The organism is Bacillus sp. JFL15 (assembly GCF_001184225.1).
GTDB classification, from domain to species: domain Bacteria; phylum Bacillota; class Bacilli; order Bacillales; family Bacillaceae; genus Bacillus; species Bacillus siamensis.
Genome location: NZ_KQ236689.1, coordinates 3,460,592 through 3,482,925, shown reverse-complemented (window position 1 = coordinate 3,482,925; position 22,334 = coordinate 3,460,592). Strand labels below are relative to the sequence as shown.

The window sequence follows — 22,334 nt, the reverse complement described above, 5'->3', positions numbered from 1 at the left end:
AATGGGGCAGCAACCGGAAATACAAGATATATACCCTTTATCTTTTATGCAGGAGGGCATGCTTTTTCATTCTCTTTTGGATCATGACTCAAGAGCCTACTTCGAACAAGCAGTGTTTACGATCAGCGGACAGCTTGACCGGGAACGATTCCAAAAAAGTATAGATGCTGTTTTTGAACGATACGATATTTTCCGTACGACGTTTATTCATAAGAATGTAGCGAAGCCCCGCCAAGTCGTGTTAAAAAACAGGCCGAGCCGCGTTCAGTTTCATGATATTTCTCATTTGGATGAGAAGGCGCAAGACATGTATGCCGACCGGTTCAGTAAAGAAGACAAAGATAAAGGCTTTGATTTGCAATCAGACCCTCTCATGAGAGTCTCCATTCTGAAAAAAGCGCCCGAACGCTATGTTTGTATTTGGAGCCACCATCATATCGTCATGGACGGCTGGTGCTTCGGAATTGTCATGAAGGAATTTCTGATGATCTATCAATCTCTCGGAGACGGGCGGCTCCCGTCTCTCGAGCCTGTTCAGCCATATGGAAAGTATATTAAATGGCTCATGAAGCAAGATCGTAAAGAAGCTGAGTCATTTTGGAAAACGAGACTTGCCGATCTTGAGCAAACGGCGTCTCTTCCGAAAAAATCCGCCGAACCAAACGGCGAGCTTGAGCAGGCTGTTTTCACTATTTCTGAAGAGCAGACAAATGAGCTGAAGAACATTGCGGCAAGGGCGGGAGCAACGCTGAATACGGTGTTTCAGGCACTGTGGGGCATTTTGCTGCAGCGTGTCAGCCGCTGTGAAGACGCCGTTTTCGGTTCTGTCGTTTCCGGCCGGCCGTCGGATCTGGCGGGCGTAGAAAAAATGGTAGGGCTGTTTATCAATACGATTCCCGTGCGGGTAAAAAGCGGTTCGTTTTCTTTCCTGGAGCTCGTCAGGCATTTACAGCAGGAGACACTGCAAGCAGAAGCGTACAGCTATTATCCGCTGTATGACATTCAGGCGCAAAGCCCTCTGAAGCAGGCGCTGTTTGACCATATTATCGTGTTTGAAAATGTGCCGGCCCAGCGTGAAATTAAAAATGTGAGTCAGGCCGGTTCATTTGATTTTGCGGTAGAGGATTTCACGATGGAGGAAGTCACAAACTACGGATGCAGCGTAAAGGTGATTCCGGGAAGTTCTCTTTATATCCGCTTAAACTTTGATACCGGTATATACGATCGTGTTTTTATGAAGAAGATTGAAACCTTTTTACGGCATATGATGAAATCAGTCATTTCCGACCCTGAAATGAGCGCCTCCGAGATCGCATTGCTGGATGCGTGTGAAGCCAGAAATATGCTGGATGGGTTTAACCGGACAGATGCGGTTGAACCGCCGGCTCCGACGCTTCACGGGCTGTTTACCCGCCGCGCCGCGCTTTCGCCGCATCGTCCGGCGCTTCGTTTTCCGGACGGTATGCTGACGTACGCCGAGCTTGACCGGTACACAGACAGGCTCGCTTTTTGGCTCCGCCAAAAAGGCGTCCGCAAAGAAAGCATGGTCGGTGTGCTCGCTGAACGCTCGCCGGAGATGGTGATTTCAGTGCTTGCCGTGTTAAAAGCAGGCGGCGCCTACGTGCCGCTTGACCCGGAATATCCGGAGGACAGGCTGCAATATATGCTCGATGACAGCGGCGCCTGTCTCCTGCTTCAACAGTCAGGGTTATCCGTTCCCGGTTTTTCCGGCGAGACGCTAGAAGTGTCTCTTTCTGCCCTTACAGGTGAGACGGAGACAGGGGCTGTCTCTGAAGAAGCGGATGCCGATTCGCTCGCTTATATCATTTACACGTCCGGTTCGACGGGAACACCGAAGGGGGTGGCTGTTGAACACCGTCAGGCCGCCGCCTTTTTATCCGGGATGCAAGGGCAGTTTCCGTTAACAGAAGAGGATATGATCGTGCTGAAATCATCTTTTTCTTTCGACGCTTCCATCTGGCAATTGTTTTGGTGGACGATGTCCGGCGCCTCCGTGTATCTGCTTCCGGCCGGATGGGAGAAAGATCCCGCGCGGATGATTGAAGCGTTTGCCTCGGAAAAGGTGACGACCGCGCATTTTATTCCGGCGATGGTCAACAGCTTTTTAGACGCGCTGGAAACAAAGCCTGAGGAAACAAGAATCCGCCTCGGCAAAACCTTGACACGCGTGTTTGCCGGAGGGGAAGCTCTTTCACCGCTTACGGCTGACCGGTTTGCCGATCTTCTGCCGGAGACCGTGCTCATTCACGGCTACGGGCCGACAGAAGCGACGGTTGATGCGGCGTTTTACGTCTGTGACCGAAAACGGGACAGCGGACGGACAAGGCTTCCGATCGGAAAACCCGTTCCGGGTGCCCGTCTTTATGTGTTAGACGGTGGGGGAACCGTTCAGCCTGCGGGCGTTGCCGGAGAGCTGTACATCGCGGGGACAGGGGTGGCCCGGGGCTATTTGAACCGGCCTGAACTGACGGCAGAACGTTTTCTCGATGATCCGTTTTATCCGGGAGAGCGCATGTATCAGACGGGTGATATCGCACGCTGGACAGAAGACGGGCTTGTCGAATGGCTTGGCCGTTCAGACGGACAGGTGAAAGTTCGCGGCTACCGGATTGAACCGGGAGAAATCGAAACGGCGATCCGTCGCATTGACGGCATTCGTGAGGCGGCGGTCACTGCCCGGACCGAACACGGCGAAACCGCGCTTTACGCCTATATCGAAGGACGGGAAAGCGATGACGTGCGGGCAGAACTTGCGACACGCCTTCCGGCCTACATGATGCCGGCTCAGTTTATAGAGATGAGCGAGTGGCCGGTCACACCGAGCGGAAAGCTCGACCGCCGCGCGCTGCCGGCTCCTGACGGAGCGGCAGGCAGACTGGCGTACACCGCACCGCGGAACGTCACGGAAATGAAGCTTTGCGCCCTTTGGGAAGAGGTGCTGAAAAACGGCCCCGTCGGCATTCGGGATCACTTTTTTGAGCGGGGCGGCCATTCGTTAAAAGCCACGGCTCTCGTCTCCCGCATCGCCAAGGAATTCGGCGTTCAGGTGCCGTTACAGGACATCTTCGCCCGGCCGACGGTGGAAGAGCTCGCTAAGGTCATTCAGGACCTCGAAGAAAGCCCGTATGAAGCGATTCAGCCGGCGAAAACACAAGACACTTATCCAGTGTCTTCAGCGCAGAAACGGATGTATGTGCTCCAGCAGCTTGAAGACGGCGGTGTCGGCTACAATATGCCGGCTGTGCTGGAACTGACGGGCCCGCTTGACCGCGGCCGGCTGGAGGAGACGTTCCGGCAGCTTGTGGAGCGGCACGAGTCGCTCAGAACGTCCTTTGAAACGGGGCATGACGGCGAACCGGTGCAGCGCATCCATGACAGCGTGCCGTTTCAGCTGGATGAAGCCGAGTCAGCTGACGCATTTGTCCGGCCGTTTTGTCTGGAGGAAGCGCCGCTCTTCCGGGCGGCCCTCGTGAAAGAATCGGACGAACGCCATCTTTTATTAACGGATATGCATCACATTATTTCCGATGGTGTGTCCGTCAACACCTTGATTAAAGAATTCGGCGAGCTGTACGCAGGGCGCTCGCTTGCGCCGATGCGCCTTCAATATAAAGACTATGCCGTCTGGCAGCGGGCATTTCAGGAAAAGGAAGGATACCAGAAGCAGGAAGCCTACTGGCTGAAGCGGCTTGAAGGTGAGCTTCCGGTGCTTGAGCTTCCGGCTGACAAGCCCCGTCCGGCTGTCAGAAGCTTTGCGGGCGGGAACGTATCGTGCACGCTTGACGCTGAAACGGCATCCGGCCTTCACCGCATCGCCCGCGATCACGGCTCCACTTTGTACATGGTGCTTCTCGCCGCGTACAATACGCTGCTCGCGCGGTTGAGCGGACAGGAAGACATTATCGTCGGCTCGCCGATTGCCGGGCGCCCGCATAAAGACCTTGAACCGATTCTCGGGATGTTCGTCAATACACTCGCCATCAGAACGGAGCCGAAAGGGGACAAACGGTTTACCGATTATTTGGCGGAAGTCCGCCAGGCTGCACTTGAGGCTTATGAACATCAGGACTATCCGTTTGAAGAGCTTGTGGAACGGCTCGGCGTGCAGCGGGACATGAGCCGCAATCCGCTGTTTGACGTGATGTTTGTGCTCCAGAATATGGAGCGTGAATCCTTGGTTTTAAATGAGCTGCATTTGACTCAAGCTGCGGATACCGGCCATAAAACAGCAAAATTTGATGCCACGCTTTATGCGGCAGAAGGGTCTGACGGCACCATCAGCTTTGATTTTGAATTCAATGCAGATATCTATCAAAAACAGACAATCGAAAAATGGCTTTCTTATTTTACCCGTATTCTTACGAAAGTGATTGAAGACCAAACAATACCGCTTGGTGACATTCACGTGCTGGATGATGCTGAAACAAATCGCGTCATTTATCAATTTAATCAGACGAAAAGCGATTATCCCAAACACGAAACCATCAGCCGTTTATTTGAGCGGCAGGCGGAAGAAACACCTGATGCCCAGGCAGTTGTATATCGCGGACAAATCTTGACATACAGAGAGCTGAACGAACGGGCTAACAGAATTGCTGCGGCGCTCCGATCAAATGGCGCCGGTCCGGAAAGTGTGGTCGCACTATTAACCGGCCGCACAACAGAGCTTGTTTCCGGTATTCTCGGAATATTAAAAGCGGGTGGCGCCTACTTGCCTATCGCTGACGATGTGCCGCGGGAACGGGCTGAATGGATGCTTAAAGACTGCAAAGCTGATATTCTCCTTCAATCTGATAAAGTTGACGGTCTGCCGCTTTCAGGAAAACGTTTATTCATAGAGGATATTCAAACAAAGGCCGGCTTGAGTTCGGAAAATCCCGAACCGCTCGGCGGACCCGAATCATTGGCCTATATGATTTATACGTCCGGGTCAACGGGTGCGCCAAAAGGCGTCATGGTTGAACAGAGAAGCGTGATCCGTCTTGTGAAAAATAGCAATTATATTGATTTCACGCCGAAAGACAGACTGTTGTTTACTTCATCATTAGGATTTGACGTCACGACATTTGAGATATTCGGCCCGCTTTTAAACGGCGCTTCTTTATATGTAAGTGACCAGGAAACCTATCTCGATTCTGATGTTTTGGAAACATTTATACAGCAAAACGGTATAACGACACTTTGGCTTACATCGTCTCTGTTTAACCATTTATCTGAACAAAATGAACATGTGTTTTCGGGATTATCACGATTGATTATCGGCGGAGAAGCACTGTCTCCAAGCCATGTCAACCGGGTTCGGGGAGCACTGCCGCATCTTGCAGTATGGAATGGATACGGACCGACGGAAAACACAACGTTCTCGACATGCTTTTTGATTGAACAATCATACGATCATTCGATCCCGATCGGGCGCCCTGTCGGAAATTCAACCGCGTATATCATAAACGGCAGGGGAACACCTCAGCCGATCGGCGTCATCGGCGAATTATGCACGGGCGGGGACGGTGTGGCGAGAGGATATTTCGGACGTCCTGAGCTGACGGAAGAAAAATTTGTCCCTAATCCATTTGTTCCCGGAGAACGAATGTACCGCACCGGAGATTTAGCCCGCTGGCTGCCGGACGGAACGATCGAGTATGCCGGCCGAATGGATGATCAAGTGAAAATCCGCGGTTATCGGGTGGAGCTGGGAGAAATTGAAGCCGCTCTGAGGAGCTTGGACGGCGTGAAAGAAGCCGCAGTGTCAGTCAGAACCGGACAGTCCGGCAATAAAGAACTGATCGCATACATGAGCCTGCAGGCGGACATGAACACAGAAACAGTGCGTTCTTTACTTTCTCAGCGCCTGCCGAATTACATGGTTCCGTCCTATATGATGGAGCTTGAGAGGCTGCCGCTTACGCCGAACGGTAAATTGGATCGGAAAAATCTGCCCGAACCGGAGCTCGCGCTTCAAACCGCATACACAGCTCCCCGCCATGAGCTTGAAGAACAGCTTTCCGCGATCTGGCAGGAAGTGCTCGGCGCAAAGCAAGTCGGAATTGAAGACTCATTTTTTGAATTGGGCGGCGATTCAATCAAAGCGCTGCAAGTTTCCGCGCGGCTCGGACGCTATGGGTGGAAAATGGCGGCAAGTGACTTGTTCCGCCATCCGACCATTAAGGAACTCGCGCCTCTTATCCGGAAAGCGGAAAGAGTCATCGATCAGCGGCCGGTTGAAGGAGATATTCCTTGGACCCCCGTTCAGCACTGGTTTTTATCACAGCGGATGGAAAACAGAAATCATTTCAATCAGTCCGTCATGATGTTCAGCTCGGACGCTTTGCGTAAACAGCCGCTCAAAGAAGCTTTGCAGCATCTCGTCATTCATCATGATGCACTCCGGATCACCGTCAATGCAGAAAACGGAAGTCTCAGACAAATCAATCAAGGCATCCAAAAGGATGAACTGTACAGCTTGGATATATGGGATCTGTCTGAAACGGATTCATGGGAAAGAGAAATAGAAACTGAGGTGGCTGCACTCCAACAGCGGATGGATATTGAAAAAGGGCCATTATTAAAAGCCGGCTGGTTCAAAACCCGGTCTGGGGATTATTTATTCATTACCATCCATCACTTGGCAGTTGACGGAGTGTCATGGCGTATTTTGCTGGAGGATTTATCAGCCGCTTATACTCAAGCCGTAAAAGGTCAGCCGGTTCAGCTTCCGCCAAAGACTGATTCCTTTAAGCAGTACGCAGAAAGGCTTTCAGAATATGCAAAAAGCAGCAAGCTGATGCGTGAAGAAGACTATTGGCGTTTTATTGAAGAAGAAACCGCCGCCTCACTTCCTTATGAAAAACCGCTGCATCAGACGGGAGCCGACAGTATTCGGCAAACGGTAAGCATTACACTTTCAGAAGAAGAAACGTCCGTTTTGCTGCAGCAGGTCAACCGGGCCTACCATACCGATACGCAGGATATTCTTCTGACTGCGGCAGCCTTGGCTTTACGGGACTGGACAGGAGGCAGACTCCGCATCGCGATGGAAGGGCACGGAAGGGAGCATATCATGCCGGAGCTTGACATCAGCCGCACCGTAGGCTGGTTTACTTCCATGTATCCGGTGCTCATTGACTTGAATACAGCCGGTTCAGAACTTGGGACCGCGGTAAAAACAGTAAAAGACACACTCGGAAGAATACCGGATAAAGGAATAGGCTACGGTATTTTAAAATATATGACACCGCCTGAGCAAAAAACAATTCGGTTCGGACTAGCGCCTGAAATCAGCTTTAACTATTTAGGGCAATTCAATGATACAGAAGATCAGCACACGTTCAGTTTATCCGGTCTTGCGAGCGGGCACGACATTACGCCGACATGGCGGCGGGAACAAGCGGTGGAAATGAGCGCGATGGCTGCACAGCACAAGCTTCACTTCAGTTTGAGCTATCCGCCGAGCCGCTTTCGCAAAGAAACGATGGAACAGCTGCTGCAAACCTTACAACAATATTTGCGTGATATTATGGCGCACTGCACCGGCAAAGAAGAATCAGAAAAAACCGTTAGTGATTTTAGCAGCAAAACGTTAACATCTGATGATTTGGACAGCATAGCGAGTTTTGTCGAGGAACTGTAGAAAAAGGCGACGGGGAGATCATAACATGACAAAAAAGAATGCAATTCAGGATATTTATCCGCTGTCTTATATGCAGGAAGGAATGCTTTTTCATTCCCTCCTGCAAAAGGAATCACAGGCTTACGCCGAACAGGCCTCCTTTTCAATCACGGGGAAGGTTGATACCCGCGTGTTTGAAGAGAGCGTCCATGTTCTTTTCGAAAGACATGATATTTTCAGAACGATCTTTATCAGCCAGAACGTGTCCGTTCCGCAGCAGGTCGTATTAAAAGAGCGGAACGTCAGCATCATTGAAGAAAACCTCACCAATTTAAATAAGGCTGATCAAACAAAATATATCGAAGAAGCCAAACGAAGAGACCGTGAGAAAGGATTTCATCTGCAAAAGGACATGCTGATGCGGGTGACGCTGCTGCAAACCGGAGAACGTGAATACACATGCATATGGAGTTTCCATCACATCATTATGGATGGCTGGTGTCTCGGAATCGTGCTGAAAGAGTTCTTCCAGATATACGCCTCGCGGCTCCGCCAAACACCGTTAACGCTTGAGCCCGCTGTGCCGTACAGGACCTATATCAAGTGGCTGATGGAGCAAGATAAAGAAAAAGCCGCTTCGTACTGGGAGCGATACCTTGAAGGCTTTGAGCAGCAGACTGTTCTGCCGAAACAGAAAAAAGCCGGCGGCAGCAGACAGGAGGAAGTGACGTTTTCCTTTTCAAAAGGAGACACAGCCAAGCTGAAAGAGCTGGCCGTGAAAGAAGAGGTCACACTGAGCACCATTTTCCACACGCTCTGGGGCATTTTGCTCCAGGCGTACAATCAGACAGAGGATGCGGTTTTTGGTTCTGTCATCTCAGGAAGGCCGTCTGAAATTGAAGGCATCGAGCGAATGATCGGCCTGTTCATTAACACCGTCCCTGTCCGGATCAGCGGAGCGGACATCCCGTTTCAAAAACTGATCAAAAACGTGCAAAAGGACGTTTTGAAAGGGCAGGCGTACAGCTACCATCCGCTTTATGACATACAAGCGAATTCACAAGTAAAACAAGGCTTAATTGACCATATTCTCGTCTTTGAGAATTATCCGGTTGAACAGGAGCTTGACGTGCTGAACAGCGAGGGGGATACGAAAGATCTTTTCCACATCCATGATTTCAGCATGGAAGACGAAACCAATTACAGTTTTTATCTTATGGTGGCGCCGGGTGACGAGATTCATTTGAAAATGAGATACGATTCAAACGTGTATGACCGCCAATTTATCGAAAATATCAAAGGTCATTTGACACGTATCGTTTCCCAGATTCTCGACAAACCTGATATCACGCCGGATAACCTTGTAATCATAACTCCTGAGGAAAAAGAGCAGCTGCTTGCTCCAATTTCTGCAGAAACCGAAAAGCCTGAATATGACACAATTCATGCGATGTTTGAACGGCAGGCCGCACAAACGCCGGATCAAATCGCGATCAAGTATGAAGGCGAGTCAGTGACGTACAAAGAGCTGAACGAATCGGCTAATAAGTTGGCCCGCCTTCTGCAAAAACGCGGATTAAAGCGGGAGGAGCCGGTAGGCGTCATGCTTGGCCGTTCCCCTTCTTTAGCGGCGGCCGTTCTCGGTATTTTAAAAGCGGGCGGCGCCTTTGTCCCGATAGATCCCGGCAGTCCAAAGGAGCGTATCCGCTATATCATTGAAAACAGCGGCTGCGTCCATGTTGTAACAGAGCGGCATCAGACAGTTCCCTCGGAACAAACGCTGCAAGTTACATACATAGAAGAAGCCGGGACAGAAGCGGACGGAAGCAATGTGCAATCCATTAATACAGCGGACGACCTGCTTTATATGATTTATACATCCGGAACGACAGGGAAACCGAAGGGTGTGCTGCTCGAACATAAAAATATGGCCAACCTGCTTTCTGACCAATTGACGAACACAGACATTGATTTTTGCACAAATGTGCTGCAGTACGCATCTGTGGCATTTGACGTCTGCTACCAGGAGTTATTTTCAGTACTCTTGAGCGGCGGCACTCTTTGTATCGTGCCGGAATCAATCAAACGAGATGTTTCTCAGCTGTATTCGTTTATCGATCAGCATAAAGCGGAAGTGGTATTTTTCCCGACTGCCTTTGTCAAAATGCTTTTCAATGAAGACGATTATGCACAGTCTTTTCCCCGCTGTGTGAAGCATGTCATTACGGCCGGAGAGCAGCTGACCGTCTCGCGGTTGTTCAGGCAGACGCTCCGTTTACACGGTATGCATTTGCATAATCATTACGGGCCGTCAGAAACCCATGTGGTTTCAACGTATACGATTTCTGCGGGAGATGACATACCCGAACACCCGCCGATCGGGAAACCGATCCATCATAATAAGATGTATATTCTCAGCAAAAACAGACAGCTTCAGCCTCTCGGAATTGCGGGAGAATTGTATATTTCCGGAGCGAATACAGGAAGAGGCTATGTGAACAATCCGGCACTGACCGAAGAGAAATTTTTGCCGGATCCGTTCAGAAAGGGTGCCGTCATGTACCGTACCGGAGATTTGGCAAGACTGCGTGCGGACGGCCAAATTGAATACATCGGCCGGACAGATGATCAAGTGAAGATCAGAGGGTACCGGATTGAACCGAAAGAAATTGAAACCGTTCTGGCAAATCATCATGCCGTGAAAGAAGCTGCCGTGCTGATTCAAACGAATGAGTCGGGCGAAAATGAATTATGCGCCTACTGCAGCGTCTCACAAGCAACTGATCCTTCTCAGCTGCGGAGCGATTTGGCGAAAGAGCTGCCTGATTATATGATTCCGGTTAAATGGGCTTTTGTTGACACGATTCCGCTCACTGCAAACGGAAAAGTCGACCAGCGTGCCCTTCCGGAAGCTTCGGGGTACGCCGCAGGCCGTCAATACACGGCTCCCCGGAATGTGACGGAGCTGAAACTGACCCGGATATGGGAAGAAGTGCTTCAGAGCGGCCCGATCGGTGTTCACGATCACTTTTTCGAGCTTGGCGGCCATTCATTAAAGGCGACGGCGCTTGTGGCAAAAATAGCCAAAGAGTGCAGCGTGCAAATTCCGCTGAGCGATGTCTTCAGCCATCCGACCGTAGAAGAACTCGCCAATATCATCAGCGAAGCAGAAGAGAATCCGTTCGCCTCTATAGAAAAAACAGAAACGAAAGAAACCTATCCTGTCTCATCCGCCCAAAAACGGATGTACGTCCTTCACCAGCTTGAAAATGGAGGAGTCAGCTATAACATTCCAGCCGTTTTAGAGGTGAAGGGGCCGTTTGACCCAAACAGGATAGAAGCCGTGTTCAAGGAACTGATCCGGCGGCATGAACCGCTAAGAACGTCCTTTGAAGAAAAAGACGGCCGGCCGGTGCAGAGGATTCATGACGAGGTTCTGTTTGCATTTACACAAGAACAATCAGCTGAAGCGTTTATCCGGCCGTTTGACCTCGGCAAAGCGCCTCTTTTCCGGGCCGGATTTGTCCAAATTGAAAAAGACCGGCACCTGCTTTTAGCTGACATGCATCATATTATTTCAGACGGCGTATCCGTCAACCTTTTGATACGTGAATTCAGTGAACTGTATGCTGGGAGAAGTCTGCCTCCGTTACGGATTCAATACAAAGATTATGCCGTTTGGCAGCAATCATTCATGGCCGGCGCAACATACAAAAAACAAGAGGAGTACTGGCTGAACCGTCTTGCCGGGGTGCTTCCCGTACTTGAATTGCCGGCTGATAAGCCGCGTCCGCCGGTGCGGAGCTTTTCCGGTGACCGGGTGTCATTTGTCATCAGCGAAAAACATACGGCACAGTTGAAAAAGCTGGCGAAAGAAAACAAATGCACACTGTATATGACGCTGCTCGGTGTGTACACCGTTCTGTTAGCCCGTTTAAGCGGACAGGAAGATATGATTGTCGGGTCTCCGATTGCGGGAAGGCCTCATGCCGATCTTGATAGCGTTCTGGGCATGTTTGTCAATACGCTTGCAGTCAGGACGCGCCCCGCAGGAAGCAAGACATTTAAAGATTATTTACAGGAGATTCGTCAAACAGCGCTTGAGGCCTACGAACATCAGGATTATCCGTTGGAGGAACTCGTCGATAAGCTCGGTGTGCCGCGGGATATGTCCCGAAATCCGCTGTTCGATACAACATTTGCGTTGCAGAACATGGAACAGCAAAAGCTTAGGGCAGACGGGCTTGAACTGCAGCCGGCAGACATCAGCCTGCCGATTTCTAAATTTGATATGTCGCTGTACATCTCGGAAAACGCTGGGGAATTGTACTGCCAGTTTGAATACAGTACCGATTTGTTTGAGAGAAAAACGATTCAAAAATGGGCGGGATTTTTTGCAACACTTGCCGAAAACGCCGCTGCTGATCCGGGATTGGAATTAGACGATATTTCCGTCTTATCAGAAAAAGAAGAAATGTCCCTGCTTCATGATTTCAGCCCCTTGCAGAAAACAGCGTTTCCGCTTGAGCAGCCTCTTCATGCTCTGTTGGAACAGCGGGCGGAGAAAACGCCGGACCGTCCGGCAATTTTAACTGACGACATTTCGATTACGTATCAAGAGCTGAACGAAAGGGCAAATGAGCTTGCGCACCAGCTGATAAAGCGGGGGATAAGGCTGGAGGATAAAACCGCCATCATGGGCCGGCGTTCTCCTGACATGCTGATCGGCATTTACGCCATCTTAAAAGCAGGCGGTGCATATCTGCCGATTGATCCCGATTACCCGAAAGAGCGGATTCGCTTTTTACTGAAAGACAGCGGCGTAAGATTCTTACTTGCGGAACCGGAACTTTCGGCCGCAGATCTTTTTGACGGAGAGATCATATCGCTGAAAAGCGGGCAAACAGGAAACCCGGAAGCCGCGGCCAACCCGAATGTTCCCGTAAAACCCGATTCATTGGCTTATATTATCTACACATCCGGTTCTACCGGACGCCCAAAAGGCGTGCAGGTTGAACATCAGTCAGCTGTAAACTTTTTATACTCGCTGCAAACGCGTTATGGATTAAGTGATTCTGACATCATTTTGCATAAAACATCATACTCTTTCGATGCTTCGATTTGGGAGCTGTTTTGGTGGCCGATCGCGGGAGCTTCTGTTTTCCTTCTTCCGCAAGGCGGCGAGAAAGACCCTGAAATAATACTGAACGCACTGGAGAATAACCGCTTAACGGCGGCCCATTTTGTGCCTTCTATGCTTCATGCTTTCTTGGAATATATAAATTCCAGAAAACAGTCCGTCAAAAAGACCAGCTTAAAAAGGGTTTTTGCCGGCGGCGAACAATTGGGCCCGCACCTGGTTTCCCGTTTTTATGACCTTCTGCCGAAAACGGAATTGACAAATTCCTACGGACCGACAGAAGCGACTGTGGAAGCCTCGTACTTTGATTTACGCCGAGGAAGTGAATTTCACAATGTTCCGATCGGCATTCCAGGACATAACATGCGGCTGTATGTTTTAAATCAAAAGAAACGGCTTCTCCCGCCGGGATGTATCGGAGAGCTTTACATCGCGGGGGCAGGGGTGGCCCGGGGCTATTTGAACCGGCCTGAACTGACGGCAGAGCGTTTTCTCGATGATCCGTTTTATCCGGGAGAGCGCATGTATCAGACGGGCGATATCGCACGCTGGACAGAAGACGGGCTAGTCGAATGGCTCGGCCGGTCAGACGGACAGGTGAAAGTCCGCGGCTACCGGATTGAACCGGGAGAAATCGAAGCGGCGATCCGGCGCATTGACGGCATTCGTGAGGCGGCGGTCACTGCCCGGACCGAACACGGCGAGACCGCGCTTTACGCCTATATCGAAGGACGGGAAAGCGATGACGTGCGGACGGAGCTTGCGACACGCCTTCCGGCCTACATGATGCCGGCTCAGCTTATAGAGATGAGCGAGTGGCCGGTCACACCGAGCGGAAAGCTTGACCGCCGCGCGCTGCCGGCTCCTGACGGAGCGGCAGGCAGACAGGCGTACACCGCCCCGCGGAACGTTACGGAAATGAAGCTTTGCGCCCTTTGGGAAGAAGTGCTGAAAAACGGCCCCGTCGGCATCCGGGATCACTTTTTTGAGCGGGGCGGCCATTCGTTAAAAGCGACGGCTCTCCCGCATCGCCAAGGAATTCGGCGTTCAGGTGCCGTTACAGGACATCTTCGCCCGGCCGACGGTGGAAGAGCTCGCTAAGGTCATTCAGGACCTCGAAGAGAGCCCGTATGAAGCGATTCAGCCGGCGAAAACACAGGACACTTATCCGGTGTCTTCAGCGCAGAAACGGATGTATGTGCTCCAGCAGCTTGAAGACGGCGGTATCGGCTACAATATGCCGGCAGTGCTGGAACTGACGGGCCCGCTTGACCGCGGCCGGCTGGAGGAGACGTTCCGGCAGCTTGTGGAGCGGCACGAGTCGCTCAGAACGTCCTTTGAAACGGGGCCTGACGGCGAACCGGTGCAGCGCATCCATGACAGCGTGCCGTTTCAGCTGGATGAGGCTAAGTCAGCAGACGCATTTGTCCGGCCGTTTTGTCTGAATGAAGCGCCGCTCTTCCGCGCGGCTCTCGTGAAAGAATCGGACGAACGCCATCTTTTATTAACGGATATGCATCACATTATTTCCGATGGTGTGTCCGTCAACACCTTGATTAAAGAATTCGGCGAGCTGTATGCCGGCCGCTCGCTTGCGCCGATGCGTCTTCAATATAAAGACTATGCCGTCTGGCAGCGGGCGTTTCAGCAGAAGGAAGGATACCAGAAGCAGGAAGCCTACTGGCTGAAGCGGCTTGAAGGTGAGCTTCCGGTGCTTGAGCTTCCGGCTGACAAGCCTCGTCCGGCTGTCAGAAGCTTTGCGGGCGGCAACGTCTCGTGCACGCTTGACGCTGAAACGGCATCCGGCCTTCACCGCATCGCACGCGATCACGGCTCCACTTTGTATATGGTGCTTCTCGCCGCGTACAATACGCTGCTCGCGCGATTGAGCGGACAGGAAGATATCATCGTCGGCTCGCCGATTGCCGGGCGCCCGCACAAAGACCTTGAACCGATTCTCGGGATGTTCGTCAATACACTCGCCATCAGAACGGAGCCGAAGGGGGACAAACGGTTTACCGATTATTTGGCGGAAGTCCGCCAGGCCGCACTGGAAGCGTATGAACATCAGGACTATCCGTTTGAAGAGCTTGTGGAACGGCTCGGCGTGCAGCGGGACACAAGCCGCAATCCGCTGTTTGATGCGATGCTTGTCGTACAAAATATGGAGCATGAGGAATTACTTCTGGACGGTTTGCATATTCAGCCTGCGGACATGTCCCGTCCGGTTTCCAAATTTGATTTCACTTTGCAGGCTTCTGAAGGCGGGGGACAGATTCATTTTCTGTTTGAATATGCCGCGGCTTTATTCCGGAAAGAAACGATGGAACGCTGGGCTTCCCACTTTTTAACGATACTTGAACACATTGTCCGTGAACCGGAATCCTCTTTACGGGAGATCAATATGCTGACAGCACCGGAACGAAACCGGATTCTTGCGGATTTTAACGGCATGACGGATAAACAGCTGCCGGAAAAAACAGTTCATGAACTGTTCATCACCCAGGCACAAAAAACACCTGATGCTGCGGCCCTTATCAGCGGGGAAACATTGGTCACATATAAAGAATTAGATGAATGGTCGAATAAAATCGCCAGAGCTCTGCAAAAACGGCAGATCGGACCTGATGCAGCCGTCGGCATTGTGATACCAAGATCGCCGGAACAAATAGCGGCAGTCTTCGGAGTTTGGAAAGCCGGAGGCGCCTACGTCCCGATAGATCCTGAATATCCGGAGGAACGTAAGCAATATATCACCTCAGACAGCGGCGCAGCGATTCTTCTTACCGTACGGGGCGCGATAGATCAAGTGCCTGATCGTTTTAAAGGTGAAGTACTCGCATTGGAAGATATCCAGGAACAGGACGCTTCACCGATTCAGTCACTGTCGGCGCCAGAGGATTTGGCTTACATCATTTATACGTCAGGGACAACAGGCAGGCCGAAAGGGGTTATGGTCGAACATCGATCCGTCAGCCAGACCCTTCAATGGCGGAGCGGATTTTATGATCTGAATGAGAAAGATACGGTTCTTCAGCTCTTTTCATTTTCCTTTGACGGATTTGTAACCAGTATGTTCACACCGCTGATTTCCGGCGCGAAAGTGGCGGTTTTAGCTGAAGACGAAGCGAAAGATATTCTGGCCATTAAACACTATCTCGCTTATTGTCGCATTACTCACATGATTATTGTTCCCGTGCTGTACCGTACACTGCTTGACGTACTGGAGCCGGGAGATGCCGAGTCTCTCCGGATTGTCACATTAGCGGGAGAAGCGGTCGATCAAAATATTATCAGCCGCAGTTTATCGGTTTGTCCTCACACGGAACTTGCCAACGAGTACGGTCCGACGGAAAACAGCGTCGCCACTGCAGCGGCAAGACATATAGAACAAAATGAGGAGATTACAATCGGCCGGCCGATTGATCATTCACACGTTTATATTTTAAACGGGGATCATCTGCAGCCGATCGGTGTAACAGGGGAACTTTGCATCTCAGGTTCCGGCCTTGCAAGAGGGTACCGCAATCTTCCTCAGCAAACGGCTCAAGCCTTTGTCCAAGACCCGTTCCAGAAGAACCGGCGCATGTACCGCACGGGCGATCTGGCAAAATGGCTGCCGGACGGCACGCTGCAATATATCGGCCGAATGGACGAGCAAGTCAAAATCAGAGGCTACCGGGTGGAGCTGCAAGAAATTGAGGCCGCCTTAACAGGCATAAAAGGTGTCAAAGAAGCAGCCGTCACTGCTCTGCCCGCATCAGCAGGCCAAACGGAATTATGCGCTTATATCGTGACAGAAGAAGGAACAGAAAGCGAAATGGTGAAGCAGGCGCTCAGAAATGAAATGCCCGCTTATATGGTGCCGGCGCTCTTTGAAACACTTGAGGCCCTGCCGGTCACACCGAACGGGAAGCTTGACCGCCGCGCGCTTCCTGAGCCGCGGAAAAAAATGCAAACGGGACGGGCGTTTACAGAACCGGCCAGCGCCATTGAAAAGGAATTGGCCGCGATTTGGAGCGACGTGCTCGGAACTGAAAACATTGCAGCGGATCAATCATTTTTTGAGCTTGGCGGCGATTCCATCAAAGCCCTGCAAGTCTCGGCCCGATTACACCAGACAGGAAAACAGATCGCTGTAAAAGATATTTTCAGCCGGCCGACAATTAAAGAACTGGCGCCTTATGTCCGTACAGAGCGGCAGCCGGTCAGCCAAGCTCCCGCACAAGGAGAAGTGAAGTGGTCACCTGTTCAAAAATGGTTCTTCGCACAGGACATGAAGGAAGCAAACCATTTTAATCAGTCCGTTATGCTGACGAGAACAAATGCAATTGATGAAGAGGCTTTGAGGAAGACGTTAAAAGCCATTACCGTTCATCATGATGCCTTGCGTCTTGTATGCAAAAAAGACGGAGAGAAAGGCCTCTTCCTCTTCAACAGACCGGCTGGCCTCCCAGATGAGCAGCTTTACAGCCTGACTATTTTGGAAGCGGCAGGCGATGAGGATGAAAAGGAACGTTTTATAAAACGCCGCGTCGCAGAGCTTCAGAGAAACATGGATTTGGAGAACGGGCCGCTTGTACAGGCAGGGCTGTTCCGCTCTGAAGCAGAAGATTACTTGTTTCTTACCGTCCATCATCTCGCCGTCGACGGGATGTCATGGCGGATTTTATTGGAAGACTTGGCTTCTGCCTATGAGCAGGCTGTCTCCGGAAAAGAAATCAATCTTCCGCCGAAAACCATGTCATTCAAATCATATACGGAGCAGCTGGAGGATTATGCTGAAAGCCGACAGCTGCTTCAGCAGGCGGAGTATTGGCGGGAGATAGAACACTATGAAACAGAAAGTCTTCCTTGCGAGCAGGCAGAACGATCTGAAACTTCTGCGGAAAAACGGAACACGGTATCTTTCACATTGACAGAAAGTGAAACAAATGCGCTGTTGAAAGATGTGCACAGCGCCTACAATACGGATACGCAAGATGTGCTTTTGGCTTCCGCCGTGCTCGCTGTTCAGAAATGGTCGCCGCGGGATGCTTTGAAAATTGCCCTTGAAGGACACGGACGCCAATCGGAGCAGGGCGGTGCGGACATCAGCAGAACGGTGGGGTGGTTCACTTCCATTTACCCGGTGCTTTTCCGGGCGGGAGCTTATGAACCTCTTGAAGAATATGAAATTCGCACATTGAAAACCGTCAAAGACACATTGCGGCGCATTCCGGATAAAGGGAACGGATACGGCGTCCTTAAATATTTGACACCGCCGAAGCTTGCCGGGATGACTTTCGGGAAAGCACCGGAGATCAGCTTTAACTATCTCGGACAATTCGATGTGCCCGGCGGGAATCCGGCAGAAACGGAACAGCCTGATGCGTTTCAGTTTTCTCCTTTGGGCAGCGGAGATGATGTGACGGATACATGGAAACGGGAGCAGTCACTTGAAATCAGCGCGATTGCGGCAAAAGGCCGGATGACCGTCAGCATTTCCTATGAAACGGGACGCTTCCGGCAGGATACGATCGAACGGCTGTCCGAAAGCTGCCGGTATTTTCTCCTGAAACTGTCGGAACATTGCCTCAGTAAAACCGATACGGAGAAAACCGTCAGTGACTTTGATGATCGGGAGCTGACCGAGGAAGCATTGCAGGATATTGCCGACTTACTCAGCTTCCACTAAATCGAGCGGGAGGAACACATGGACAAAACGAAAAATATCCAAAATATTTATCCCCTCAGCCGAATGCAGGAAGGAATGCTTTTTCATTCCTTTCTGCAAAAGGAGGGGGCTGCATATATCGAGCAATCCGTCTTCACCATAAAAGGCCGGCTTCGTCCGGAATTGTTTGAGCAAAGCGTACAGTCTGTCATCAGCCGCCACGATATTTTCAGAACGGTATTTTTACCTCATGTCGCTCAGCTGAACGGCCCCCGCCAAGTCGTGCTTCGTGAGCGGGAATTCCGGCTGCACCGCGAAGATCTTACACATTTGGATGAAGCGGGACAAAACAGCTATATACAGCGATTTAAGGAACGTGACCGCTTAAAGGGCTTTGACTTGCAAAAAGATATGCTGATGCGTGTTTCTTTGTTTAAAACAGCTGACGAAGAATATGTATGCGTCTGGAGCCATCATCACATCCTCATGGACGGCTGGTGCCTCGGCATCGTCCTTCAGGAATTTATGCATATGTACCGGGCGATTGAATCTGGCTCACCCGTCACCTTGGAGCCCGCTAAGCCGTACAGCACTTATATTACATGGCTGACCGATCAGGACAACGACGCAGCTTCTGAGTATTGGAAAGGATATTTAGCGGGCTTTGAGACACCATCAGGACTGCCGAAAATATCGGTCCGGCCCCTGGAAAAAGGCTACCGCAAGAAAGAACTGCTGTTTTCTTTAGATCAAAACCTGACGGACAAGCTGAAAACGACCGCCAAAGAAGAGGGAACAACGCTTGCAGTTCTTATGCAGACCGTCTGGGGCCTGATGCTGCAGCGCTACAACCGGACGGACGATGCCGTGTTCGGAGCCGTCGTATCAGGGCGGCCTTCTGTCATTGACGGCGTGGAAAGCATGATCGGACTGTTTATCAATACTGTCCCGGTACGCATTAAAACGGGTGATGAAAGCTTTAGAGAACTGCTGGGCCGCTGCCAGAAAGAAATGCTTGATTCAGAGGCGTTCAGTTATCATCCGCTTGCCGACATCCAATCTCAGACTGAGCTGAAACAGGATTTAATCGACCATATTATCGTGTTTGAAAATTATCCGATTCAGCAGCAGATGAGAGACGCGGAAAAGGAATCGGATGCGCCGTTTAGAATCGGGAATGTCAACGTGTCGGAACAATCGGGCTATGACTTTAACCTCATCATAGCGCCCGGCGATGAGCTGATTATCAAATTCAGCTACAATGCGAACGTTTATGACGAAGTATGGATAGAGAGCGTAAAAGGACACTTGGAAGAAGCGCTGCGCGGCGCCGCTTTTAATCCCGATGTTCCTGCTGACCGGCTTCCGATGCTCGGACAAAAGGAAAAATCAAGAATAATCGGCGAATTTAATAACACGAAAACAACTTATGAAAGAGACGAAAGCATCATCAGCCTATTCAGCCGTCAGGCGGAGAAAACCCCGGATCATCAGGCGCTTCACGCCGGCGGGCTGACGTTGACGTACCGGGAGCTTGATGAACGGTCAACTGCATTCGCCCGCACCCTGCTGGAAAACGGTTTGGCGCAAAAGGGAATTGCCGGGATTTTAGCCGAACGCTCACCGGAATTTATCATCGCTGTTCTCGCTGTTTTGAAAGCGGGAGGGACGTACCTTCCGCTCGATGCAGATCTGCCTTCCGACAGGATCGCCGATATGCTCACTGAGAGCGGGGCACAGCTGTTAACGGTACAAAACGGGATTGAGACTGATATTGACTTTTCTCACATCATCTCTATCCCGGCTGCCGCTGAGAAACAAACCGCTGACGCAGGAAAACTGAATACCGTTACGTCACCTGATGATCTTGCCTATATTATGTATACATCCGGTTCCACAGGAAAACCGAAGGGCGTGATGATTTCCAACCGCAACGTCGTATCGCTCGTGTCAAACAGCAATTACACGTCGGCCGGCACGACGGACCGTCTCATTCTGACAGGGTCCATCGGTTTTGACGCAGTGACGTTTGAAATCTTCGGAGCGCTTTTGAACGGAGCGTGCCTTCATGTGGTTGACCGCACGACAATGCTTGCGCCTGAGAGGTTCGGCCATTATCTTTGTTCCAATCGTATTACGATTCTGTTTTTGACGACGGCGCTCTTTAACCAGTTTGCTCAGGCGGATCCGGAGATGTTTTCCGGATTGCACACCTTATATGTCGGCGGAGAAGCTTTGTCACCGGCGCTCATCAATAAGGTCAGACACCGCTGTCCGAATCTCAGCCTTTATAACATATACGGACCGACGGAAAATACGACATTTTCCACCTTTTATGAAATCAAGCATGATTTTTCTCAGCCGATCCCAATCGGAAAACCGATCACTAATTCAACCGCGTATATCATTGAGAAAAATGGCGGACTTGCGCCGATCGGCGTGCCCGGTGAGCTTTGTGTCGGCGGCGACGGGGTTGCCAAAGGCTACTTAAACAGGCCTGACTTAACAAGTGAAGCATTTGTCAGCCACCCGATTCATCCTGAAGAAAAGATTTACAAAACAGGCGACTTGGCTTATTGGCTGCCGGATGGAAGCATCGGATACATCAGCCGTATCGACCGTCAATTCAAGATTCGCGGAAAGCGTATCGAGCCGGCCGAAATTGAAGCGCGGCTGACTGAAATTGAGGGAATCAGGGAAGCGGCAGTCATCGTGTCAGACGAAGGACAAGAAGCCATCCTTTGTGCGTATTATACAGGCGCGCATGTTGAAGAAAGAACCATTCGCTCCCTATTGGCAAGGCCGCTTCCCGACTATATGATTCCGCAGTATGTGGTAAAGCTTGACCGTATGCCGCTTACCGCAAACGGCAAAGTGGACCGCCGCAGACTCCCTGCGCCAGAACGGAAAAAGACGTCATCAAAAGCCGTTCCCCCGCGAAACTGGGTAGAGCGTGAGCTGATCGACATTTGGTCGCCGATACTCGGCTGCGGGGAGCTGGGCATACAGGATGACTTTTTTGAGCTTGGCGGGCACTCTTTGAAAGCATTGCAAGTCATTCACCAGCTGAAGACCAGACAGCAGATGGATGTCCCGATTGAAATGATATTTGAATATCCGACAATTGAACAATTGGCTGAAAAGCTGTATTCCAGCAAACTGTCAGAATCTGCCGAACAGCATATCAGCAGATTGAATCAGCCGAAAGGCCGCAACCTTTTCTGTTTTCCGCCAATCTCAGGTTTCGGTATTTTCTTCAAAGATCTGGCGGCAGCATTAAATGGACGGGCTGCTGTGTACGGTTTTAACTTTATTGAAGAAGACAGCAGAATGGAACAATACATTGATAAAATGCTGGAAATCCAGCCGGAAGGCCCTTATATCCTCTTCGGATATTCAGCGGGCGGCAATACGGCATTCGAGGCGGCAAAAGCAATGGAAAAGCGCGGCTTAGAAATCAGCGACGTCATTATCGCAGACGCGTACAGAAAGCTTGACACACTGCCGCCGCAGCCAACAAACGCAACAGCCGAAAATGTTCCGGAAGCCGTCAGGGAAGCGGTCATCAGAAAAACAGAGCGCTATCAAACGTACTGGGCGGAACTGATAAATGACGGCCAAATTGCGGCAAACCTCCATTTTATTGAGGCCGGCATAAAGGAAGAGCACAATGCTGAGCCTGAGCCGAAGAAATGGGAAGGCGCCACAACGGGACTCTATCAGGAATATCAGGGCGAGGGAGCCCATAAAGATATGTTTGAACCCGAGTTTGCACACAAAAATGCCGAGGTCATACTGGACATCGTTGCAAACAGCGGCAGACGCTTGGAACGGAATATGTAGCATCCGGCAGAATGGTTCAGGATGACAGAGGGCAAGATAGGGGAATCAAACCAGGTTTTTGGAGGCTT

General features: G+C 50.9%; 2 protein-coding genes and 1 pseudogene. All 3 read left to right on the top strand.

What is annotated here, in order from left to right; genetic code table 11:
* Nucleotide 1: 1 nt before the first annotated feature.
* The 3 genes and pseudogenes from AD710_RS16970 to AD710_RS16960 all read left to right on the top strand — a co-directional run bounded on the left by AD710_RS16970 (nt 2) and on the right by AD710_RS16960 (nt 22,266).
* The gene (locus AD710_RS16970) at nt 2–7,648 is read left to right on the top strand and encodes a non-ribosomal peptide synthetase (protein ID WP_049628583.1); all 7,647 of its coding nucleotides are present in this window, start codon (nt 2–4) and stop codon (nt 7,646–7,648) included.
* Between the two features lie 25 nt (nt 7,649–7,673).
* Nucleotides 7,674–18,444, top strand: a pseudogene (locus AD710_RS16965) (amino acid adenylation domain-containing protein).
* Nucleotides 18,445–18,462: 18 nt separating this feature from the next.
* A complete protein-coding gene (locus AD710_RS16960) occupies nt 18,463–22,266 on the top strand; it encodes a non-ribosomal peptide synthetase (protein WP_049628582.1) in 3,804 nt (1,267 codons plus the stop codon).
* Nucleotides 22,267–22,334: the final 68 nt, after the last annotated feature.